Origin of the sequence: Sagittula sp. SSi028 (assembly GCF_048553715.1) — a bacterium.
GTDB lineage: Bacteria > Pseudomonadota > Alphaproteobacteria > Rhodobacterales > Rhodobacteraceae > Sagittula.
The window spans coordinates 452,957-467,744 of record NZ_JBLZNC010000001.1 but is presented as its reverse complement, the minus strand read 5'-3'; the positions used below and the strand labels follow the sequence as shown (position 1 = coordinate 467,744).

General features: G+C 62.2%; 15 protein-coding genes, 1 other RNA gene and 1 riboswitch. Of the genes, 7 read left to right on the top strand and 9 right to left on the bottom strand.

Annotated elements, in window-relative coordinates; genetic code table 11:
- Positions 1-18 precede the first annotated feature (18 nt).
- On the top strand, positions 19-1,401 hold the full coding sequence (locus tag ACN5AZ_RS02220) for an aldehyde dehydrogenase family protein (protein WP_419427211.1): 1,383 nt from the start codon (positions 19-21) through the stop codon (positions 1,399-1,401).
- Positions 1,398-2,543, top strand: coding sequence for an iron-containing alcohol dehydrogenase (locus ACN5AZ_RS02215; protein WP_419427210.1), 1,146 nt, complete (start codon positions 1,398-1,400; stop codon positions 2,541-2,543). Before ACN5AZ_RS02220 ends, ACN5AZ_RS02215 begins: the two co-directional genes overlap by 4 nt.
- A gap of 93 nt (positions 2,544-2,636) precedes the next feature.
- Here ACN5AZ_RS02215 and ACN5AZ_RS02210 read toward each other — a convergent pair whose 3' ends face one another.
- From ACN5AZ_RS02210 to ACN5AZ_RS02180, 7 genes are all read right to left on the bottom strand, one after another.
- Entirely contained in the window at positions 2,637-5,426 is a 2,790-nt protein-coding gene (locus tag ACN5AZ_RS02210) for a bifunctional aconitate hydratase 2/2-methylisocitrate dehydratase (RefSeq protein WP_419427209.1), read from the bottom strand.
- A gap of 299 nt (positions 5,427-5,725) precedes the next feature.
- Complete coding sequence (locus tag ACN5AZ_RS02205; RefSeq protein ID WP_419427208.1) at positions 5,726-6,115, bottom strand: DUF983 domain-containing protein; 390 nt, start codon at positions 6,113-6,115, stop codon at positions 5,726-5,728.
- Positions 6,116-6,237: 122 nt separating this feature from the next.
- Positions 6,238-7,290 (bottom strand): TonB family protein, encoded by a 1,053-nt coding sequence (locus tag ACN5AZ_RS02200; protein WP_419427207.1) that lies wholly within the window; start codon positions 7,288-7,290, stop codon positions 6,238-6,240.
- Positions 7,287-7,673 (bottom strand): ExbD/TolR family protein, encoded by a 387-nt coding sequence (locus tag ACN5AZ_RS02195; protein WP_419427206.1) that lies wholly within the window; start codon positions 7,671-7,673, stop codon positions 7,287-7,289. Before ACN5AZ_RS02195 ends, ACN5AZ_RS02200 begins: the two co-directional genes overlap by 4 nt.
- Entirely contained in the window at positions 7,673-8,047 is a 375-nt protein-coding gene (locus ACN5AZ_RS02190; RefSeq protein WP_419427205.1) for an ExbD/TolR family protein, read from the bottom strand. The genes ACN5AZ_RS02195 and ACN5AZ_RS02190 overlap by 1 nt, the downstream gene beginning before the upstream one ends.
- Complete coding sequence (locus ACN5AZ_RS02185; RefSeq protein WP_419427204.1) at positions 8,040-8,690, bottom strand: MotA/TolQ/ExbB proton channel family protein; 651 nt, start codon at positions 8,688-8,690, stop codon at positions 8,040-8,042. The genes ACN5AZ_RS02190 and ACN5AZ_RS02185 overlap by 8 nt, the downstream gene beginning before the upstream one ends.
- A complete protein-coding gene (locus ACN5AZ_RS02180) occupies positions 8,687-9,106 on the bottom strand; it encodes a hypothetical protein (protein WP_419427203.1) in 420 nt (139 codons plus the stop codon). Before ACN5AZ_RS02180 ends, ACN5AZ_RS02185 begins: the two co-directional genes overlap by 4 nt.
- 144 nt (positions 9,107-9,250) lie before the next feature.
- Positions 9,251-9,455, top strand: a riboswitch (cobalamin riboswitch).
- Between the two features lie 122 nt (positions 9,456-9,577).
- On the opposite strand from ACN5AZ_RS02180, the gene ACN5AZ_RS02175 reads away from it, so the two are divergent.
- Positions 9,578-9,880, top strand: coding sequence for a hypothetical protein (locus ACN5AZ_RS02175; RefSeq protein WP_419427202.1), 303 nt, complete (start codon positions 9,578-9,580; stop codon positions 9,878-9,880).
- On the opposite strand, the gene ACN5AZ_RS02170 is transcribed toward ACN5AZ_RS02175, so the two are convergent.
- Together ACN5AZ_RS02170 and ACN5AZ_RS02165 are read right to left on the bottom strand one after the other, a co-directional pair.
- Positions 9,877-11,172, bottom strand: coding sequence for a replication-associated recombination protein A (locus ACN5AZ_RS02170; RefSeq protein WP_419427201.1), 1,296 nt, complete (start codon positions 11,170-11,172; stop codon positions 9,877-9,879). The two genes, ACN5AZ_RS02175 and ACN5AZ_RS02170, sit on opposite strands and share 4 nt — an antisense overlap.
- Before the next feature lie 67 nt (positions 11,173-11,239).
- Positions 11,240-12,064 (bottom strand): hypothetical protein, encoded by an 825-nt coding sequence (locus ACN5AZ_RS02165; protein ID WP_419427200.1) that lies wholly within the window; start codon positions 12,062-12,064, stop codon positions 11,240-11,242.
- Positions 12,065-12,274: 210 nt separating this feature from the next.
- Here ACN5AZ_RS02165 and ssrA point away from each other — a divergent pair.
- The 4 genes from ssrA (at position 12,275) to ACN5AZ_RS02145 (ending at position 14,751) form a co-directional block, all read left to right on the top strand.
- Positions 12,275-12,627: a transfer-messenger RNA gene (ssrA, locus tag ACN5AZ_RS02160) on the top strand.
- An 88-nt stretch (positions 12,628-12,715) separates the two neighbouring features.
- The gene (locus ACN5AZ_RS02155; RefSeq protein WP_419427199.1) at positions 12,716-13,072 is read left to right on the top strand and encodes a DUF4345 family protein; all 357 of its coding nucleotides are present in this window, start codon (positions 12,716-12,718) and stop codon (positions 13,070-13,072) included.
- Between the two features lie 90 nt (positions 13,073-13,162).
- Entirely contained in the window at positions 13,163-13,636 is a 474-nt protein-coding gene (locus tag ACN5AZ_RS02150) for an SspB family protein (RefSeq protein ID WP_419427198.1), read from the top strand.
- A 53-nt stretch (positions 13,637-13,689) separates the two neighbouring features.
- The gene (locus ACN5AZ_RS02145) at positions 13,690-14,751 is read left to right on the top strand and encodes an ATP-binding protein (RefSeq protein ID WP_419427197.1); all 1,062 of its coding nucleotides are present in this window, start codon (positions 13,690-13,692) and stop codon (positions 14,749-14,751) included.
- Positions 14,752-14,788 lie beyond the last annotated feature (37 nt).

Sequence of the window (14,788 nt, the reverse complement as noted above, 5' to 3'; positions counted from 1 at the left end):
CCCGCACAAGAGGATAAGATGAGCGAAACCCTGACTTGTATTTCACCGATCGATGGATCGGTCTTCGCCGAACGCCCCACGGCCACCCTGCAACAGGCCAAAGACGCGGCCGACCGCGCGCGCAAGGCGCAGGCTGCATGGGCCGCGCGGCCCCTGCAAGAGCGGATCGATCTGGTCATGGCCGGTGTCGCCGCCGTGGGCGAGATGAACGACGAGATCGTGCCGGAACTGGCGCGGATGATGGGCCGCCCCGTGCGCTTTGGCGGTGAATTCGGCGGTTTCAACGAACGCGCCAGCCACATGGCGCAGATCGCCGCCGAAGGCCTTGCCCCCATCGAGGTAGGCGAAGACGCAACCTTCAAACGCTACATCAAGCGCGTGCCGCTGGGCGTGGTCTTTGTCGTGGCGCCTTGGAACTACCCCTATATGACGGCCATCAACACCGTGGCCCCCGCGCTGATTGCTGGCAACACGGTGATGCTGAAACACGCAACACAGACGCTGTTGGTGGGTGAACGTATGGCGCAGGCGTTCCATAGCGCAGGTGTGCCCGAAGACGTTTTCCAGAACATCTTCCTCAGCCATGACACCACATCGGCGCTGATTGCCGATAACGCCTTTGATTTCGTGAACTTCACCGGCTCTGTTGGCGGTGGGCAGGCGATGGAACGTGCCGCCGCTGGCACCTTTACCGGCACCGGTCTGGAACTGGGCGGCAAGGACCCCGGCTATGTCATGGACGACGCCGATCTGGATGCCGCCGTGGACACGCTGATCGACGGGGCGATGTTCAACTCCGGCCAGTGCTGCTGTGGGATCGAACGGATCTACGTGCATGAATCGCTTTATGATGCCTTTGTCGAAAAGGCTTTGGCCGTTGTGCGCGGCTACAAACTGGGCGATCCGCTGGACCCTGACACCACCATCGGCCCCATGGCCAACGTCCGCTTTGCCAAGATCGTGCGCGACCAGATCGCCGAGGCTGTGGAAGCTGGCGCCACCGCCCATATCGACACCTTCGCCGAAGACGATGGCGGGGCCTATCTGACGCCGCAGATCCTGACAGAGGTCACCCACGACATGCGCGTCATGCGCGAGGAAAGCTTTGGTCCCGTGGTCGGCATCATGAAAGTGACCAGCGACGAGGAAGCCATCGCCCTGATGAACGACAGCGATTTTGGCCTGACCGCGTCGCTGTGGACGCAGGATCTGGACCGTGCGGCGCGTGTGGGCGACCAGATCGAAACCGGCACCGTGTTCATGAACCGCGCCGATTACCTTGACCCCGGTCTGTGCTGGACCGGCTGCAAACAAACCGGACGCGGCGGCGGTCTGTCCGTCATCGGCTACCACAACCTGACCCGTCCGAAATCCTACCACATGAAAAAGGTGACAAAATGAGCCTCACCGGCAATTGGTCCTATCCGACCGCTATCAAGTTCGGCGCGGGCCGCATCAGCGAACTGCCCGGCGCCTGTGCGCAGGCGGGCATCACACGGCCCCTGTTGGTCACCGATCGCGGGCTGGCCGATCTGCCGATCACGCAGCAGACGCTGGACATTCTCGAACAGGCGGGTCTTGGTCGTGGGCTGTTCGCAGACGTCGATCCCAACCCCAACGAGATCAACCTTGCCGCCGGTGTCGCGGCCTATAACGACGGTGGACACGACGGTGTGATCGCCTTTGGCGGTGGGTCGGGTCTGGATCTGGGCAAGATGGTCGCCTTTATGGCCGGTCAAACGCGACCTGTCTGGGATTTCGAGGATATCGGCGACTGGTGGACCCGCGCGGATGCCAGCGTCATTGCGCCCATTGTGGCTGTGCCCACGACCGCTGGCACCGGCTCCGAAGTGGGCCGCGCTTCGGTCATCACCAATTCGCAAACCCATGAGAAAAAGATCATTTTCCACCCCAAGGTGCTGCCAGAGGTGGTGATCTGCGATCCTGAACTGACCGTGGGCATGCCCGGCTTTATCACCGCAGGCACGGGGCTGGATGCCTTCGCCCATTGTGTGGAGGCATTCAGCAGCCCGCACTATCACCCGATGTCGCAGGGCATCGCGTTGGAGGGCATGCGTCTGGTGAAGGACTACCTCCCCCGCGCCTTTGCCGATGGCACCGATATCGAGGCCCGCGCCCAGATGATGTCCGCCGCCATGATGGGGGCGACTGCCTTTCAAAAGGGCCTCGGCGCGATCCACGCCATGAGCCACCCGATCGGTGCGCATTTCAACACGCACCACGGCACCACCAATGCTGTCTGCATGCCCGCTGTGCTGGCGTTCAACGCTGATGCGATCCGCGACCGCTTTGACACCGCCGCCGCCTATCTGGGCATCGATGGTGGCTTTGCCGGATTCCAGAGCTTTGTTCAGGGGTTGAACGATGATCTGGGCATTCCGCGCCGCCTGTCCGATCTGGGCGTGACCGAAGACAGCATTCCCGCGCTGGTCAAAGGGGCGATCACGGACCCGTCCTGCGGCGGAAACCCGATCACCCTGACCGAAGACAACCTGACGCAGCTGTTCAAGGCCGCGCTGTAATCACCTGTTAACCAAAGAAAAAGCCCGGTCGCACCGCGCGGCCGGGCTTTTTGCTGTTTTGGTGGCGGGGGCCGACGCCCCCACCGATCTGGATCAGAAGTGGACCGAGTTGCCCGCCAGCGGCGATTGCTGGGGCGGTGCGAATTTGGTCAGGTCGATGCCTTCGACGGCGGATTTGTATTCATCCAGCGTCGGTGTCCGGCCAAGGATCGCGGACAGCACCACAACCGGGGTCGAGCCCAGCAGCGATTCACCCTTCTTGGTTTCCGAATCCGCCACAACACGGCCTTGGAACAGGCGGGTCGAGGTCGCCAGAACCGTGTCGCCCTTGGCCGCCTTTTCCTGGTTGCCCATGCACAGGTTACAGCCCGGACGCTCAAGATACAGGATGTTCTCGTACTCGGTGCGGGCCTTGGCCTTGGGAGCGAAGTCGTCGAACTCAAAGCCCGAATACTTCTGCAGGATTTCCCAATCCCCTTCGGCCTTGAGCTCGTCGATGATGTTGTACGTGGGCGCGGCCACAACCAGCGGCGCCTTGAAGGTCACAGCACCCTGATCTTTCTCAAGGTTGCGCAGCATCTGGGCCACGATCTTGATGTCGCCCTTGTGCACCATGCAGGAGCCGACAAAGCCAAGATCAACCTTCTTCTCGGCCTTGTAGAACGAGATCGGGCGGATCGTGTCGTGGGTGTAGCGCTTGGACACATCGGCGTTGTTCACGTCCGGGTCGGCAATCATCGGCTCGACGATGGCGTCCAGATCAACCACGACCTCGGCGAAGTACTTCGCATTGTCATCGGGCTTCAGCGCGGGCTTCTCGCCGGATTTGATCTGGGCGATGCGCTTGTCCGCAATGTCGACAAGGTTCTGCAGCATGCCATTTTCATGCTCCATGCCCTTTTCGATCATAATCTTGATCCGCGATTTCGCGATTTCGAGCGATTCAATCAGCGTGTCGTCGTTGGAGATACAGATAGACGCCTTGGCCTTCATCTCTGCGGTCCAGTCGGTGAAGGTAAATGCCTGATCGGCCAGCAAGGTGCCGATGTGCACTTCGATCACGCGGCCTTGGAAGACGTTGTCACCGCACTGCTGCAGCATCTGCATCTGCGTGGCGTGCACAACATCGCGGAAGTCCATGTGATCGGCCATCTTGCCCTTGAACGTCACCTTAACCGATTCCGGGATCGGCATAGACGCCTCGCCCGTGGCGAGCGCCAAGGCAACAGTGCCCGAGTCCGCGCCAAAGGCCACGCCTTTGGACATACGCGTGTGGCTGTCGCCGCCGATGATGATGGCGTGATCGTCCACGGTGATGTCGTTGAGCACCTTGTGAATCACATCGGTCATGGCGTGGTATTTGCCCTTGGGGTCACGGGCGGTGACCAGACCGAATTTGTTCATGAAGGCCATCAGTCGCGGCGTGTTGGCCTGTGCCTTTGCGTCCCAGACCGACGCGGTGTGACAGCCCGACTGATAGGCACCGTCCAGCGAGGGCGACAGAACCGTGGCGGCCATCGCCTCCAGCTCTTGCGAGGTCATCAGACCGGTGGTGTCTTGCGAGCCCACGATGTTGACCTGCACCCGCACGTCCGATCCGGCGTGCAGCACCTTGCCCGGGGTTGCGCCGCGCGCATTGGCGTTAAAGATCTTCTCGACCGCGGTCATGCCCTGACCCTCGTGCGAGATCTCCTTGGACGGGGCAAAGACCTGCGGCGCCTCGATGCCCAGCGTCTCGGCGGCGAATGTCTGCAGCATCTTGCCAAAGACGATGGCGTAAGAGCTGCCCGCCTTCATGAATTCCATCTTCTGCGGCGTGAAGGACCCGGCCATGTCCACCAGTTCGCCGCCGTCTTCAGAGTACAGCTTTTTCGACTTGGTGTTGATGGTCAGAACGGTGCCGGTGTCGACAGAATACTTCTGTTCCAAAATAGGGTTGCCGTCGTTGTTGAGGATGGGCTTGCCGTCCTCGTCAACCTTTTTAACCCAGTTCTTCAGGTCGACGCCGATGCCACCGGTCACGCCGACGGTGGTCAAAAAGATCGGCGAGATGCCATTGGTGCCCGCCACGATGGGCGCGTAGTTCACAAACGGCACATAGGGCGATGCCTGCTTGCCGGTCCACAGCGCCACGTTGTTCACGCCGGACATGCGCGACGAGCCCACGCCCATGGTGCCCTTTTCCGCGATCAGCATGACGCGCTTGTCGGGGTGCTGCAGTTTCAGCGCCTCGATTTCCTTTTGCGCCTCTTCCGAGATCATGCATTTGCCGTGCAGTTCCCGGTCCGAGCGCGAGTGCGCCTGATTGCCCGGCGACAGCAGGTCGGTGGAAATATCGCCCTCTGCGGCGATATAGGTGACGACTTTGATCTCTTCGTCGATCTCGGGAAGCTTGGTGAAAAATTCCGCCTGCGCGTAGCTGTTGAGCAGCTCGGTCGCGATCGGGTTGCCCGCCTTATGGGCGTCGGCAATGCGGCTGGTGTCCGCCTCGTACAGGAACACTTGGGTTTTCAGAACCTCTGCCGCCTGTTTGGCGATCTCCGCGTCATCGCCCAGTGCCAGATCCAGCAGCACCGCGACGGAAGGCCCGCCCTTCATGTGCGACAGCAGTTCAAAAGCGAATTCGACCGAGATCTCAGAAACCGCGACCTCGCCCAGAATGATCTGCTTGAGGAACGCAGCCTTCACACCGGCGGCTGAGGTGGTGCCGGGCAGCGTGTTGTAGATGAAGAAATTCAGCGATTCATCGCGGAATTCGTGGCTGGCGTCCTTGATCTGTTCGATGATCTCGGCGGTCAGCGCACCATCGTCGATGGGCTTTGGGTGAAGCCCCTGCTCTTTGCGGGCTTCGATCTCGGCGCGGTATTCGGTGTAGAGTCCCATGACGTTGGCTTACCTGTACAGTTTGCTGTAGATGGAGCACGGCGTGGCGTTTTGACAGCCCGCCGCAATTGTATGCCGATGTATACAGATCGCTTTCAAACCGCAACCGATTTTCGCATGCCTCGTTGTCGACGCATACTTCTACCACGGTTTTGCGCAGCCGTGGTTGAGGTTTCTTACATCAATTTGAGATAAGTTCCGGGTAGCCAGCCTACTGGGTGCGGGCGTCTGAATTCACGCATTCTTAAGTCGGCTGCAGTTGAACTGTTGCCGAAGGGAGGGCGACACCGATCAACGCCTCAGGCGGTATCGGTGGCCCCTTTGAAGCCATGCATCCCCTTGGCCCATTGGATACCTACAATCGCCCCCTTGATCGGGGGCAGCATCGCCAGCGACAAGGCCACCGAACCGGCGCTGATGATCAACGCCAGCATCAAGGGATTGTCCGCAAAGGGTTTGTGCATCAGATGCAACGCAACCCCCGCGATATGGCAGACGATCAGAATGGTAATATAGGCGGGCCCGTCATCGGCGCGTTGCGGCGTCAGATCCAGACCGCAGTGATCGCAAGAGGCCGCGACCTTCAGGTAGCTGCGAAACAAATGCCCCTCGCCACAGCGCGGGCAGCGCGACTTGGCGCCATTTTTCATCGCGGCGCGCGTCAGTTCCTTTTCAGCGGCGTCAGTCATCGGATCGCTCCTGTAGCCCATGGGGCGCGATATGCGTCCCACACTTGCACTACATCTGGAGATTTTGCCCCCGCGCGTCAATTCGCGCGAGGTGCGGCACTTTTGCGCCCACCGCGCCCGTTTTAACGGACGTCGATGCGCAGGGAAAAGCTGCGCTGTGCCCCCGCTGGCGGCGCGGGACAACGACGCACCCCGCGCACGGCCTGAACCGCCGCACGATCGGCCGAGCCGTTGCCCGAGGACCGGCTGACGCCAACACCGCCGATGCTGCCATTGCCAGAGACGGTAAAGGACACATGCACCGTGCCCGACCCGCTTGACCCGCGCACCCGCGCCTTGCCAAAGACACAAGAGCGGACCACGCCGGGATAGTTGCTGGCCGCCGCATTGCCTTGGGCCTGCTGTTGGCGTCCGCCCGATCCGCTCGACCGCGACGTGGCCTGCTGTGACCCGCTCGACGCGCCCGCACGCGCATTGCGGTCGCTGTTGCCCTGACGGGCTGGTGTGGGTTTGGCGCGCGGTGCCGGGGCCTTCGCCCGCTGTTGTGCCTGTTTGGCGTCCTCGAAGGCCTCTGCCTTCGGTTTCGCCGCCTGTTCGAAGGCTTTGCTGCGCGCGGTGGGCGGGCGCAACGAACGTTCAACCGATGCCGCATCTGGCGCCGCGCCGCTGACCACCGTGTCGGGCGTTGCAGCCTCTGGCGTGACGGGCTTGGCAGTCTGCGCCGTGACGGTTTCGGGCGGCGTCGGCGCGATGGGCACCACGCCCTGCGGGTCGACGGGCACCAACAGTGCTGCAACCGGCGGCGTTTCCACCGGCTGGACCGGCTGCGCCTGCTCTGCGGGGGCCGGAGGTGTCGGTTCCGGCGTCACGGGATCTGTCGGCTGCGCGGTCTCGGGTGGCGTGGGCTGCGCTGTGTTCGGCTCTGCCAAAGGTGCGACCGGCGTGGCGGTCACAGGCTCAGCGGTGCTCTCTGTCGGCTCTGCCGTGGTGGTGCCGGCCACCAGATCCTCAAAGGCGCTGCCCAGCCGCACTTCGCTGCTGCCGGGGGCGCCCTCTTCCAACACGGCGGGTTCGCGCAGCAAGGCCACCGCCAGCGCCGCATTCGCGCTGGCCGCCAGTAGCACGGCCGCCAGCTTCATCGGGCGCGAGGTGGCAATCATAGGCGTCTGTCTCATTCCAGCCCCCGTTCGGTGACGACGACGACGGTCTCTGCCCCCGCCTTGCGCAGATCGCGGCCCAGCCGCACCAGATCCGACGCAGGCAGCTCACGGTCCGGCACCAGCCGAACCCGTGCCAGATCGTCGGGGCTGAGCCGCGTGATATAGGCGGCAGCGTCGGCCATATCCTCGCCGCGATAGGTCAGCCGCCCGTCCGCATGAATGACCAAGGCCGTGGCAGGCGGGGTCTGTTCCAGATCGCGCGTGTCCACCAGCGTCAGGTCCTGATCCAGCGGCGCGGCCAAGGTGCCCGCCACCAGAAAAAAGATCAGCATCAGGAACACGATGTTGATCAAGGCGGTGGTCGGCTCGCCCTTGCTGCGTGCAGGTTTGCGTCGCATTACGATTGCTCCAGTACCGTGACGCGCGCGCCCTCGACGCCGCGCAGCGCCACCAAAAGATCGGTCAGCCGCTGGGCCGTGACGCCTTCGCGCAGGGAGACAAGGACCATCGGCTCGGGGTAGTCGGCCAAGCCCTGCGCCAGCTCGTCCAAGGCCACAGCGCGGCCATTGAGATCCAGCGCCTCGGCCCCCAGCCGCAAGAAAACCGGCTTTTGCGTCGGATCGCTAGTCGCAGCCCCCGCGCCGCCCGCTGCCAGCTCGACCTCCGCGAATTTGGAAAAGGTCGAGGACAGCATGAAAAACAGCAGCAGCAAAAAGATGACATCGATCAACGAGGTCATCGACAGCTTGCGGCGGGCCGTGCGCTTACGCATGGACGGCCCCGGTCGGGACATCTGCCGCCACCCGCTGACCCGACGGCGACAGCACCGCCCGCAGCGCCTGCCCGGCCAGAACACGCTCTTTGTCCATACGTGCCTCGAACCAGCTGAGCACAACGGATGTGGGCATGGCCACCGCAAGACCAACCGCAGTGGTCAGCAGTGCGACCCAGATGCCGCCGGCCAGAATGGACGGATCGACCTGGCTTCCGGCCTCTTGCAATGCCTGAAAGGCCGAGATCATGCCCAGAACGGTCCCGAACAGACCCAGCAGCGGGGCCAACTGCGCCACGCTGTCCAACAGGCGAAAGCCGCGCTCCAACCGCGCAAAGCGGGTTTCGGCCTCGGCCTCCAGCCGTGCGCCATCGGTCTGCCCTGTCATGGCCATATCGACCACAGGGGCCAGATAGCTGCGCGAGCGGCCCAGATGCGCGCGCGCGGCGGTGCAGTCGCCCTGATCCCAAGCGGCCACCGCCGCGCCCAATTCGCGGTGACGGCCCACGCCTGCGGACGCAAACTGCCACAGTTTATACAGAACAACCGCCAGCACCACGACCGACAGCGCGCAGAGCAAAACCACAACCGGCCCGCCCAGATCAGCGATCCGCGTGTAGGTATTCACCACCAGATCCATCATCCCAACACCTCGATCCCGATGCGTGACGACACGGACAGGCCATCGGTGCACAGATCCGCGTCGCCTTCGGCGCTGCAGGTTTGCGCCCCGTTGAACAGCACTTGCCCCAGATCCTCGCAGCTGGTCTGGCCCACCACGAATTGACGCACGCGCGGGCGCAGCGGCGGCAATGCGCCGAAATCGAACAGCGTCAGACGGTCAACGCCGCCCTCGGCGTCAAACAGCACGGTTTCGAACACCGCCTGATCGATGGCCGTGTCATGGCCGTTGAGAATGAGAAAGCTCATCTTGCAGCCCGCCTCCTCAGAGGTGGCGGCGTTCAGTTCAATGGTCAGCTTGCCTGTGGCGTCCTCTTGGGCGGCCAGCGAAGTGGCGCAAAGACAGGCAAACCCAGCAAGCGTCATGCGCAGGGCCATGGCGTCCTCCGGTCGGAATATTGATGAGGTGGCTGGCATTGCATGCTTGCTACATGGATACGCGCATACCAGCCCTGTGGCGGGCGTCAAGGTTAGTTTATTAAAACGCTCGGATATGCGGCGCTGGACAGGTTTGTGCGACCGTGGCAGAGTTGCCGCGATGGTGCCTTGCCCTTCAGGGGCGGGCTGAAAAGGGAATGTGGTGCGGCCCAACGGGCCAATGCCGCAACTGCCCCCGCAACTGTAAGCGGCGAGCGCCCCGAGACAACCACTGGACCATCGGTCCGGGAAGGTTCGGACGCGCAACGACCCGCAAGTCAGGAGACCTGCCATCTCCACCTCATGCGTCGCATCGGGTGCAGCAATTTTGATGTTCGGGCGGGTGGCCCAACGGATTGCGACGGTGGCTGACCACGGTTCGGCTTGCCTGAAGCATCTTCGTGGCCCCCCGTTCTTGGCGCGGAGGGCGCGATGCAGTTGGAACAAACATTGACGAAACTCGATGTGGGGGTGCTGCCTCCGGATCAGGCGCGTGATCTGGGGCAGATGGGGTATATGCAATGGCTGGGCGCCCTGCCCGCCTGCGCCGACTACCTTGCCGAGGCACGGCGCGCGCGGGCAGTTGCGCGTCCATTGGCCCCGGCCTCGCCAGCGGTGGCTGTGTTTTGCCGCCTGCTGTCGCTGTCGATTCAGCAGCCGCTCCGCCCGTTGCCTATGGTCAAAACCGCGCCCAAACGGCGTGGCGGGGCGCGGGCACGGCGGCTGCAGCTTTAGTCGTCAAAGGTGCGCGGCGCGGGCTGGCCTGTGACGCTTTCCCAATGGGCATCGGCGCGTTTTTCAAAGGTTGCCGCATCGCGGGCATCGCTTTGGTAGAACGCGCCGCGCGGCACGCCCTCCACATAGGTCTGCTCGACCCAGCCACGCGGGTCCTTATGCGGAAAGCGGTATCCGCTGTGCCCCAAGGCCTTGGCCCCCGCATAATGGGCGTCGCGCAGATGCAAGGGCACCGACAGTTGCGGGTGGCTGCGCACATAGGACAGCGCAGCCCCGATCCCGCGACAGGCGGCGTTTGATTTGGGCGCGCGGGCAATATGTAGCGCCGCATGGGCCAGAATGATCTGCGCCTCCGGATAGCCCACACGCTCCACCGCCTCGGCGGCGGCAACGGCGGTTTGCAGCGCGGTGTTGTCGGCCAGCCCGATGTCCTCCGACGCGTGGATCATGATGCGCCGCGCGATAAAGCGCGGGTCTTCCCCTGCATGCACCAGCACCGCCAGCCAGTACAAAGTGGCATCGGGATCAGAGCCGCGCATGGATTTGATAAAGGCCGAGGTGATGTCGTAATGCTGATCCCCCGTGCGGTCGAAATTGACCGGCGCTGCGGCATAGACCTCTTCGATCATCGCCTCTGTGACCGCACCCGTATGACCGATGGACAGGCTTTCCAAGGTGGTCAGCGCGCGTCGCGCGTCGCCGCCCGACCGTCCGGCGATCAGGGTGATCTGCGCCTCGGTCAGCGCGATATCAATGCCTTGCGCGGACAGATGCGCCAAACCGCGCCGCACCACCTGCACCATATCCTCCAGCGTCAGCGGTTCGAGCTTGAGCACCTGAGACCGCGAAATCAACGCCTTGGGAATGGCGTGATAGGGATTTTCCGTGGTCGCGCCTATGAAATCCGTGGTGCCTTCCTCGCAAATGGTCAGCAGGTCGTCGGCTTGGGTGGCGGACAGGCGGTGCACCTCGTCGACGAACATCAGGATCGGGCGAATGCGCGCCTCGTCCGCGATCTTGCGAATGTCCTGCACACGGACACCGGCGGCGTGCAACACGCGGAACTCCTTGCCCAGCATATTGCCGATGGCGCGCGCGATCGAGGTCTTGCCAATGCCCGGCGGGCCGTACAGCAGCACGCTGCCCACCGCATCCGCCGCCACACGCCGCCGCAGGATCGACCCTTCGGCCACCAGCGCGGTCTGCCCGATCACCTCGTCCAATGTGGTCGGGCGCAGCACATCCGCCAAAGGTCGGCGACGGTCCGACGGTGCGGCATCGAAAAGATCCATTCAGCGGCTCCTGTGGTTGTGCCGCCTGTCTATCGCAAAGCGGCCGTGGCCCACAATGGGAAGCGGATCAGCGGTGATACCGCATATAGGCGAAGGCGTGACCATCAGGTGCCCAGCACGGCACGTTCAGGCTGCCCTGCCCACCATACAGTTTTTCTATTGTCACGGGGGCACCGCCCTGCGCCGGCATCAGCCGCAGTTCGACGTCCATGCCGAACGGGTGACCTTGGGTCCCTTCGGGATAGCTGAGGTACAGCACATGAGCGCCATCGGGGCTTGGATGGGGAAACCATTCGACGCGGTCGCTGTGCGTCATCTGTTGCAGGCCAGTCCCGTCAGTGCGGATGCGCCACAGGTCCGAGGCGGGCCCGCCGCGCGCGCTGTTGAACCAGATCCACGCCCCATCGGGGGTGTAATCCGGTCCGTCATAGTGATGGGCCGATGTGACGAGACAGCGCTCGTCCCGTCCATCGGCGGCGCAAGTGAAGATCCCGAACTGCCCGTCACGCACGGCGGTATAGGTCATGCGGCGCCCATCCGGCGACCAGGCGTGAAACCAGCTTGGAACATTCGGCGTGATCCGGTCCACGGAGCCTTTGTCCAGCGTCAATGTGTAGATGCAGGATTTGCCGGTATCCACCTTGTCACAAAAGGCAATTTTTGTCCCGTCCGGCGACGGGCCGTGGTCATTGTTCAACCGGTCATGCCGTCCGGTATCGATCTGTGTCAGCGCTTCGGTGTCTAGATCGAAACGGTAAAGCCGCCCGTCCCCGTTCACAATCAGGCTGCGGCCATCCGGCGACCAGTTCGGTGCTTCAAGATGCAGATCGCCTTGCCACAGGCTCCGAGATATCCCCGTAGACAAAGTGTGAATGCAAAGCTCTGCGACCATGACGTGACCTCTGGCGTGAAATTTGATGAATAAACATGTAAATTAGGCGGTTACAGGGGGAAGCTGAGCTGTGCGCACAGAAAAAGTCTCCCCCAGTCGCCTCGCCGCCCGCGACCTCACTGCATTCTTATTCGTTAACAATTGGTTACAACTCTCAGCAAAGCTAGCACATCAACCAGACCTTCATTGCGCAATAAAATCCCCATGCACCCCCTTGGCATTCCCGCTGCCCCCGCCTATATCAATCCTGTCCCTTCGGGGACTATGGGCATAAACGCGCATGTAATAAACGGATCGGACCCGGGGGCGGTACCCGGCGGCTCCACCATATATCTCGTCGTTTGCGGGATCATGGGGCCGAAATAGGATCGACGAACGCGTAAAGATGTAGCTTTGCTTCGGTGAGATACCACCGTTATCGGTTCAAAAAGTACAATTGCAAACGACAATCGTGCTCCGGTTGCTCTGGCTGCGTAAGCAGTTCGAGGAATCGAAATCTTAAGTCCTTGCGCCTAGCCGCGTAAGGCGGGGTTCGCAGGTACCTGGCAACAGAAACCTGCACTTCCCCCCTCATCGTGATGAACCAACCCGCTCTGGCCGCGTTGATCTGCGCGACCGGCCCGCTATCTGCTGGTCAAAGCGGAGAGCCACATGACCGAGATCATCAACATTTTAATCGCCCTGATGACCATTGCCTTTGGGGCCATCGGGTTCATTGCGCCACGCTATGCCGCAGATGCGCTGGACCTAAAGGTCGGTGATACCACCATGGGCCTGTCCGAGCTGCGCGCCTCCGCCGGTGGGTTGTTTGTCGCTGTGGGCGTGGTCTGTCTGGTCACCGGCGCGGGCTGGGCCTACGCCATGCTCGGCGTGGCCTATGCGGGTGCGGCGACCGGTCGGACGCTGTCGATGCTGCGCGACGCACCGCCCCAGCCCAAAGCGCTGGCGTGGTTCGCACTGGAAGCACTGCCCGCAATCTGGCTGATCTGGGCAAACTGGCCCGCGTGATCACCCTTTCCCGCCGCGAGCCTTGCGTTTCGGGCCTTTTGTTCTGTGTCAAATCCAATATGGTGACGCCAAGCAATTAAAGGTCCGAACATGTCCGACAGTATCGATTACGGCAAACTGATGCACCGCGCCATGCGCGGTCTGATCCACGAAGTGCTCACCGATGTGGCGCAGAATGGATTGCCGGGCGATCACCACTTCTTCATCACTTTCGACACCCACCACCCGGAGGTCGATATCGCAGACTGGCTCACCGACCGCTATCCCGGCGAGATGACGGTGGTCATGCAGAACTGGTATGATGATCTTGACGTGCGCGAGGACGGGTTTTCGGTCACGCTGAACTTTGGCGATGCGCCGGAGCGGCTGAACATTCCTTTTGATTCGATCCGCACCTTTGTCGATCCGTCCGTCGAATTCGGCTTGCGCTTTGAAAGCCAGGATGACGAGGATGGCGATGACGATCCCACCTCGCCCGACGATGGGCCCGAGGCGGATTTCGAGGACGCCCCCGAAGAGCAGCATGACGCCGAAGTGGTCAGCCTCGACCGCTTTAGGAAGTAACCTGTCGTCAATACTTTCCTGATTGTGTGGCTGCGTTCTTTGACGGAATTGCAATGCCGCACGATTTTGCCATCCTCGATCATATTGCGCAGCCGGTTTTTGTGCTGCGCATCAAGGATGATGGCACCCCGGTCTATTGCTTTTGGAATCGCGCCTGCGAGACCCACGGTCATCGCGCGCGTGCCGATGTGATCGGGCGCAGCGCGCTGGAGGTTTACGCAGGCCCCATGGGCGAGGCTGCCTATGCCCGCCATCTGGAGGCGATGCAATCGGACCGACCACTGCATTACGATGTGTTGCTGGATCTGGCGGAGACGCCCACAGAAATCCACACCATCCTGTCGCCCCTACGCGATGATGACGGCGCGCTGACCCATATCATCGGGACGTCTGTTTTGCTGGCCTCCCTGCGCGCGCTTCAGAAACGCGAGGTCGAAACGCTGGGTCTGGTCGAACGCGCGCGCTCTGAGATGGAACAATATCTGGCCTTTGCGGCCCATGATCTGCGCGCGCCCATGCGCCGGATCGAAGGTCTGGCGGAAATGCTACGCGAGGATCTGCCGGAAAATGCCAAGGATGCGATGGAAATTGCCCAGCTGATGCAGCAGGTCAGCAACAAAGCCCAGCTTCTGATCAACGAGGTCCTGAAATTCACAGAGGCCAGTAACGCCTCGCAATTGCATGAAACTTTTGATGTCGGGCTGCTGGCGCGCGACATTTTTCTGGTGCTGGATCCGATGCGCCTGCACGATCTGAAAGCCCCGTCCGTCATGATCCACGGTGACCGGGTCGCCATCCAGATCATCCTGCGCAATCTGGTGGACAACGCCATCAAACACGCCAATCGCGACGTGGTCAAAGTGCGCATCGGGGCCGAGACCGCCCCCAACGGTGATGTAATTTTGACTGTGACAGACAACGGCCCCGGCCTGCCCGATGGCAGTCTGGATTTCCTGACGGGGTGGTCAGTGGATTACGGCAAGGGCTTTGGCCTGCTGGGGCTGCGCCGTATGATCCGTCTGCGCGGGGGTAGCATCGCCGCGGAAAACGCGCCCGACGGCGGCACATGTTTTCGCATAACATTGCCCGCAGTTCCTGTGCCCGCCGAGGAATGAAAGGCTTTGCCTGCAGGGGCTGACGCAGTATCCACGG